Origin of the sequence: Propionivibrio dicarboxylicus (assembly GCF_900099695.1) — a bacterium.
Classification (GTDB): Bacteria; Pseudomonadota; Gammaproteobacteria; order Burkholderiales; family Rhodocyclaceae; genus Propionivibrio; species Propionivibrio dicarboxylicus.
The window spans coordinates 1-7,308 of the sequence record NZ_FNCY01000036.1; the positions used below are offsets into that span (position 1 = coordinate 1).

The window sequence follows — 7,308 nt, forward strand, 5'->3', positions numbered from 1 at the left end:
CACGCCGTGCTTGATGCCGCGGACGATTTCCTCGACCGGCACGCCATAGGTTTCCTTCATGTCGCCGCCGAATTCACGGATTTCGGCGAGCAGTTCCTGCGGCACCGACGATGATCCATGCATGACGAGGTGCGTGTTCGGGATGCGCGCATGGATCTCGGCAATGCGGTCGATCGCCAGGATGTCGCCGGTCGGCTTCTTGGTGAACTTGTAGGCGCCGTGGCTGGTGCCGATGGCGATGGCGAGCGCGTCGCACTGCGTCTTCCTGACGAAGTCGGCGGCCTGCTCGACGTCGGTGAGCAACTGCTCGCGCGTCATGTGGCCGTCGGCGCCGTGACCGTCTTCCTTATCGCCCTTCATCGTTTCGAGCGAGCCGAGCACGCCGAGTTCGGCTTCGACCGAGACGCCGATCGAGTGCGCGAGTTCGACGACCTTCTGCGTCGTCGCGACGTTGTATTCGTACGAGGCGACGCTCTTGCCGTCAGCCTCGAGCGAACCGTCCATCATCACCGACGAGAAGCCCGAACGGATCGCCTGCATGCACACCGCCGGCGACTGGCCGTGGTCCTGGTGCATGACGATCGGGATGTTCGGATAGGCTTCGAGGGCCGCCAGGATCTGGTGGCGGAGGAATGCTTCGCCGGCGTACTTTCTCGCCCCTGCGGAGGCCTGCATGATGACGGGCGCGTCGAGCTCGCTCGCGGCGTCCATGATGGCGCAGACCTGCTCCATGTTGTTGACGTTGAAGGCGGGCAAACCGTAGCTGTTTTCGGCAGCGTGGTCGAGTAGTTGGCGCAGAGAAACTAGTGGCATCGCTTTTCCTTCGGGTTTTTAGAATGACATTTCGAAAACAACAGTCGAATCCGCCCTGAATCTGCATTCCCGCTTGGGATGGCCTGTGCGACTGCGTCAGTTCGAGTGACAGCGTCATCGGACCGTCAGGTCTCAGCCCTTACTGCAGGGAGACGTGGCGAAGACCTTCGGCGTGTTGCCGGGAATGTGACGACCTTTCGGGGCTGCGGGCTAGTCTACGCAAGCGTTGGCCGGGGTTCAAACGAGTTTTTTGCACGCTTAGGTGAATTGGATTCATGTACCCGGCATGGCCGTCAGAACGGGCTGTGGCCATTGATGGCGACTGCCCGGAGCGAGGGGGGCGCGTGCCGTTTTCGCGTTACTGCAGTCGCCGGTCCAGCCATTTGAGCACGCAGGCGAACAGGTGCTCCGGCTTGAAAGGCTTGGCGATGAAGTCATCCATGCCGGCAGCGAAGCAACGGCTCTTGTCCTCGGCGAAAGCGTTGGCCGTCATCGCCAGAATCGGGATGCTGCGGCAGGACGCTTTGGTGCGGATCTGTTGCGTCGCCTCGAGGCCGTCGAGTATTGGCATCTGCATATCCATCAGGATCAGATCGTAATCGGTCTTTTCCGTCATGCTGACGGCCTTGGCCCCGTCTTCAGCGACATCGACGACAAGTCCGACGGATTCAAGAAAATCGCGCGCCACTTCGCGGTTGACGGGTTCGTCGTCAACGACCAGAACGAAGGATCCGATATGGCGTTCACGTAAATGCCGTTCGGCATCGCAACTGGTTCTGGAGGCTGAGAGGTCGGAAATATCGCTCTTGTTCAGGCAGGCGGTGAACCAGAAAGTGCTGCCTACGCCTGGCGTACTGCGGACACCGACGTCGCCGTTCATCAGTTCGGCGAGGCGGCGGGTGATCGCCAGGCCGAGACCCGTCCCGCCGTACTTGCGTGTCGTCGATCCGTCCGCCTGTTCGAAGGAATTGAAAAGACGCGGAACAGCTTCGCCCGGGATGCCGATTCCGTTGTCCTTGACTTCGAAACGTATGATGACGGATCGTTGTGATTCGCTGACGCGATGGGCGCGGATCGTCACCAGGCCGCCGTCGGTGAACTTGAGTGCGTTGGTGGCGTAGTTGATCAATGCCTGTTGCAGGCGCGTGGCATCGCCCAGCAGTGCCTCGGGGAATGGGTCGGATTCGATGCGCAGGGTGTTGTCGCGGTTCTGTGCGGATTCGATCAGGATGCTGTGAACGTTGTTGAGCAGGGCCGGGATCGATACCGGCTCGTTCTGCAACTCCAATTTGTCGGCCTCGATCTTCGAGAGGTCGAGTACGTCATTGATGACGTTGAGGAGATGTCGGGAGGCGGTGTCGATCTTGTCGACCCGCTCCTGCTGCGATTGCGTCAGTTCGCTGCGCCGAAGGAGATGGACCATGCCGAAGATGGCATTCATCGGCGTGCGGATTTCGTGGCTCATGTTCGAGAGGAATATGCTCTTTGCGCGATTGGCGTTCTCGGCCTGATCCTTGGCCAGGGAGAGTGCTTTGTTGGCGCGATCGAGCTCGGCGGTGCGGGCGGCAACCAGTTCCTCAAGATGGAATCGATGCTGTTCGAGTTCCACCTCGGCCTGTTTCTTGTCGCTGATGTCGTGGGCAATCGTCGATATGCCGATGATGTTTCCATCGCTGTCGCGAACCGGCGAGATGCTGACCGATACATTGATGACCCGGCCATCCTTGCGTCGCCGCAGCGTTTCGAAGTGGTCGACCGACTCCCCCCGCTTGATATGGTCGAGGATGATGGTTTCTTCGTTCTGCAGGGCGGGAAGGAAGACATCCAGCATTGGCCGGCCGATCATCTCCTCGGCACTGTATCCGAAAATGGCTTCCGCACCGGGGTTCCAGCTGGTGACGATGCCGGTCAGCGTCTTCCCGATGATTGCGTCATCGGAGGACTGGACGATTGCGGCGAATTGCTTGAGTTCGTTCTCCGTCCGTTTGCGCTCCGTGATGTCGCGAACGATTCCGATGGCATGGAATCCGTCGTGCAGGCGAACCGACGCAAGAGAGACTTCGACGGCGATTTCGCGCCTGTCCTTGCGATGCGCCTGAAGTTCCATCGAGCGCCCGATGGCGGCACCGGCGCCGGTGCGTTGAAAAGTCGGGAAGGCCGATTGATGGGCGCCGAGATGACGGGTTGGAACGACCAGTGCATGGAGGTTCTTGCCGATCGCTTCGTCGGCCGAATAGCCGAAGACCTCGGTTGCGGCCTTGTTCCAGTGGGTGATGGCGCCGTCGGGATTTGTCACGATGATGGCATCGTTGGCGGCCTCCATCACCGATTGCAGGGTCGCTTCGGCGTGCTTGCGTTCGGTAATGTCATAGAGGACGACGAGGATGGTGTCGTCCGGTTCTGGCAGGGCTGCCGCCGAACAGAGCACGAAGCGTTGGCTGCCGTTCTTGCAGGTGATGCGGGCCAGGAGGTCGTCGAACGGCTGCCCGGTATCGATGGCGGAGGCGACTCGGTCTTGCCATTCGCGCATGATTTCCGAGCGATAGACGGCGTCGGGGTAGGCCTTTATCCACCAGTCTTCGAGCTGCGGGATGTCGCTGAGTTCGTAGCCGAATGTCTTTATGAAGGCCGGATTGACATAGACGACGCGTTTATCGGCATCGTTGAGAGCGAGTGGAACGGGGGAGGCGTCGATGATCGTCTTGAAGCGCAGATGGCTGCGCCGGATGGATTCGGCATCCTGCCTGTAGCGGTGCCAGTAGCGTCGGTCGATCCAGGCAGCGAAGACGCTGGCGATCAAAAATGCGGTGAGCAAGGCGATGGTCGTGGCCGTGTCACGACGCCATTCGGCGAGCGTGTCGACGGGAGAGACGCCGATAGCGACGACAAGTGGCATGGTGCGTACGCGCTTGAAAGCGTATCTGCGTTCGATGCCGTCAGGCGCCGGGTCGAGATGAAATATGCCGCGATCCTTGCCGGAGTCGATCAGTGTCCTTGTCTCGTCCGTTGATGCCTTGGCGCCGGTCTCGCCAGCGGCCCCGTCGACCGGTGGATAGCGTGTCAGCAAAGCGTCGTCGAGATGGCGCATTAGCGCAGTGCCGTTCGCGCCGAGGTCGAGTCGCGAAAGGAGATCGGTGAAATGCTGGATGGGAACGGCGGCCGAGACGACGCCAGCGAAGGCACCGTTGGCGTCACGATAGGAACGGGTAAAAGCGATAACCCGGATCTTGGAGACCCGGCCCATGATCGGTTCGGTGATGATCAGGCGTTGACCCGGTTGTTTCCGATGTTCCCGGAAGAAATCGCGGTCGGCATAGGTTGCCGGCTTCGAACGGATGACGCCTTTGCCCCAGAGCACGTCGCCTTTGGCATCGCTGACGCGAAACGCATCGACCTCGGGATGGCGGGCAAGCTGCCGTGCCAGCAAAGACTCGACGAAGGCGTCCGGGATTTCATGGTCGCGTCCGGCATATTCGAGCGAGTCCGCGATGTTTTGCAGGGCCAGGTCGATATTCCGGGCAGATTCGGAAATATTCGATTCGAGCAGTTCGACGAGATTGGTCGTGACGATTTGGAGTTGGTCGATCGCGCGCTGGCGGCTGACGACGATTTCATGCGCGCCGAGACTCCAGGCGACCAGATTGACGACGGTGATGGCCAGCACTACCCAGCGCTGAAAGTGCCTCGGGTTGGCCAGCGGGGGGTATGTCCGAGAGAGGGGTGAGCCGGAATCCATGGTCGAGTCCGCCGTGCCGGTCCTGTAATGATGCGAATCACGCGCCTGTGTGCTCTATCATCATATGCTCATGTGCAGGATAGGCCAATGACAAGCTTTGCTTCGCCACGGTAATTTGCCGTTGCGGGAGACCGGGCGGGCGATCCGGTCTTGTCGGGCTTTGTGGCAGTTCGGTGGCGTCGGGCTTGTCCCGTTGTTTGCCGCCGACCGCTAAGCCTCCAGGCGCGCGATGAGTGCTTGCAACTCGGCGGCGTTGACCGGTTTGACGAGGTAGTGGTCGATGTTGAGGTTTTCAGCGTCGATCCGGTCCTGGGGGTCGTCGTAGCCGGTGATGATGATCACCTTGGTGTCGGCGAAACGCTTGTTTCGTCGCAAGGCTTCCCACAGTGAGAACCCGTCGAATCGTCCGGGCAGGCTGAGGTCGAGCAGGAGGATGTCGACGGGGTTGTCCTGGGCATATCGCAATCCGTCCTGCGCCGTTTCCACTTCGGCAATCTGGCGCTGGCCGTTGTCGATGACCTTGCGGATGAGAGTGCGCTGAAGTTTGTCGTCTTCAACGATCAGGATATTGGTTGTGCCCATGATCTCGGTTTGATGCGTGCTGTGGTTTCGGGCGTGACCTCTGAGGCTTGGTTGCGCGTATTCCGTGCGGAGGTCGCTTCTTGGACGAGCAAGTCGAGTCTAGCATGCGTTGGCTTGGCATTGTTCTGCATACGGGAGGTGGCGGCAAAAACCATGGCGTCTTACCACGGACTGCGTTGTTGTCCCGATTTGTGGGCGAAGTGCTCGGCCAGGAAGTCGACGAACATGCGTGTTTTGGCGGCGAGGTTCTCTTTATGCGGATAGACCGCGTAGATGTCGGCGGGGGGGAGTGCGTAGTCTTCGAGCAGGACGTCGAGTTGCCCGGCGCGCACGAACGGTGCCGCGTCCCACTCGGAACGCATGATGACGCCGCGGCCTTCCAGCGCCCAGGTCAGAACGGCCGCGCCATCGTTGCTGCTGAGCGTGCCGCGAACCTTGACCGTATGCGTCTTGCGTGCCTTGGTGAAATGCCATTGTCCATACGCGACGTCGTCCTGCCGGACGATCAGGCAGTTGTGCATCGTCAGGTCGTTCGGCACGACCGGACGGGTCCTGCCTTCCAGATAACGTGGAGAGGCGAAAATCCGCCGTCGGTGATTGGCGAGTTTCCGCGCCAGGACACGACCGTCGGGTGGCGGGCCGAAGCGAATACTCACATCAATATTACCCTCGGCCAGGCTGATCGGCCGGTCGGTCAATAAGAGCTGGATTTCCAGGTCCGGATAGAGTGCCGAAAACTTCGATACCGCCGGGACGATGAAACTGCGGCCGAAGCCGAAGGTGGCCTGAACTTTCAGCAATCCGAGCGGGGCGCCTTGGCTGCTTGAAATCGATCGTTCGAGGTCGTCGATTTCGCTGAGGATGCGTCGTCCTTCGGCGAGGTAGATCTCGCCCTCCTGGGTCAGGCTGATGCGCCGGGTGTTGCGGGCGATCAGGCGAACGCCGATGCGACTTTCCAGTTGGGCCAGCCATTTGCTGACCGCCGACGGGGTGACGTTGAATTCCCGGGCGGCGGCCGAGAGACTGCCGCACTTCACCAATGTCGAGAAAAACGAGAGGTCGGTCCGTAGTTTCATTTGTTCCACCCTGGAATCTAAGGTTTGCCTTAATCAATATTTTTATATTTCATGGAACATTATAAATTATCCACCATTGCCGGATGGGCATGTTTTGGAGAGCGGATGTGGAAAAAGAAGGGGCTATTCAGTCACTGACTGAGACGATGGCGAAATTCACGGCGTACATCGGGAAGCACTTGCCGACGGACGTGGAGAAGAAGCTGTCGGAATTGAGGGGGCGGGAGACGAAGCCGCTGGCGAAGGCGATCTATCTGTCGATGGCGGAGAACCAGAAAGTGGCGGCGAAGCTGGACCGGCCGAGCTGCCAGGACACCGGGGTGATCCAGTACTTCGTGACGGCGGGGGCGAAGTTTCCGCTGCTGGGCGAACTGGGTGACATTCTGGCCGAGGCGACGCGGCAGGCGACGGATGCATCGCCCTTGCGTCACAACGCGGTCGAGACCTTCGTCGAGAAGAATACCGGGACGAACACGGGGACGAAGGCGCCGTGGCTGGACTGGGAGATCGTCGGCGATGACGACGGCGTGACGATCGACGTGTATATGGCTGGTGGTGGCTGCACGCTACCGGGCTCGGCGACGGTGCTGATGCCGGGTCAGGGCTACGAAGGGGTGACCGATTTCGTTTTCGAGGTGATTTCGTCGCGCGGCGTGAATGCCTGTCCGCCGCTGCTGGTGGGGGTCGGGGTGTCGACGGCGGTGGAGACGGCAGCGCGCTTGTCGAAGAAGGCGCTGATGCGGCCGATCGGCTCGCACCACGAGAACGAACGGGCGGCGCTGATGGAGAAGCTGCTGGAAGACGGTCTGAACGAGATGGGCATCGGCCCGCAGGGGCTGACCGGGACGGACAGCGTCATGGGGGTGAACATCGAGTCCTCGGCGCGACATCCCTCGACGATCGGGGTGGCGGTGTCGACGGGCTGCTGGGCGCACCGTCGCGGGCGGATCCGGATCAACGCGGACCTGAGCTATCAAATCATCTCGCATGAAGGAGCGACGCTGTGAGCAAGAAGATTCTGAGAACGCCGATCAAGGACGAAGACCTCGAAGATTTGCGTGCGGGCGACGTCGTCTATCTGACCGGTCACATCGTCACCTG

The 7,308-nt window shown here is 60.5% G+C and carries 5 protein-coding genes; 1 reads left to right on the plus strand and 4 read right to left on the minus strand.

All coding sequences use genetic code 11. The annotated features are described in order from the left end of the window. The 4 genes from BLR25_RS20685 to BLR25_RS20700 form a co-directional block, all read right to left on the minus strand. Positions 1–813, minus strand: an 813-nt coding sequence (locus BLR25_RS20685; RefSeq protein WP_091940713.1) for a ketose-bisphosphate aldolase, incomplete at its 3' end; no start/stop codon positions are given. A gap of 358 nt (positions 814–1,171) precedes the next feature. After that, a complete protein-coding gene (locus BLR25_RS20690) occupies positions 1,172–4,549 on the minus strand; it encodes a PAS domain S-box protein (protein ID WP_091940716.1) in 3,378 nt (1,125 codons plus the stop codon). Positions 4,550–4,759: 210 nt separating this feature from the next. Further along, positions 4,760–5,131, minus strand: coding sequence for a response regulator (locus BLR25_RS20695; RefSeq protein WP_091940719.1), 372 nt, complete (start codon positions 5,129–5,131; stop codon positions 4,760–4,762). 161 nt (positions 5,132–5,292) lie between these two features. Then, positions 5,293–6,207: a LysR family transcriptional regulator gene (locus tag BLR25_RS20700; RefSeq protein ID WP_091940721.1), complete on the minus strand. Its 915-nt coding sequence runs from the start codon at positions 6,205–6,207 to the stop codon at positions 5,293–5,295. Positions 6,208–6,296: 89 nt separating this feature from the next. Here BLR25_RS20700 and ttdA point away from each other — a divergent pair, with 89 nt between their 5' ends. Continuing rightward, complete coding sequence (gene ttdA, locus BLR25_RS20705; protein ID WP_281245610.1) at positions 6,297–7,214, plus strand: L(+)-tartrate dehydratase subunit alpha; 918 nt, start codon at positions 6,297–6,299, stop codon at positions 7,212–7,214. Positions 7,215–7,308: the final 94 nt, after the last annotated feature.

Bases quoted from the DNA above. Each gene is read 5' to 3' on its own strand.
- BLR25_RS20695 (WP_091940719.1), bottom strand. From the start codon at position 5,131: ATGGGCACAACCAATATCCTGATCGTTGAAGACGACAAACTTCAGCGC.
- BLR25_RS20700 (WP_091940721.1), bottom strand. From the start codon at position 6,207: ATGAAACTACGGACCGACCTCTCGTTTTTCTCGACATTGGTGAAGTGC.
- BLR25_RS20690 (WP_091940716.1), bottom strand. From the start codon at position 4,549: ATGGATTCCGGCTCACCCCTCTCTCGGACATACCCCCCGCTGGCCAAC.
- ttdA (WP_281245610.1), top strand. From the start codon at position 6,297: ATGTTTTGGAGAGCGGATGTGGAAAAAGAAGGGGCTATTCAGTCACTG.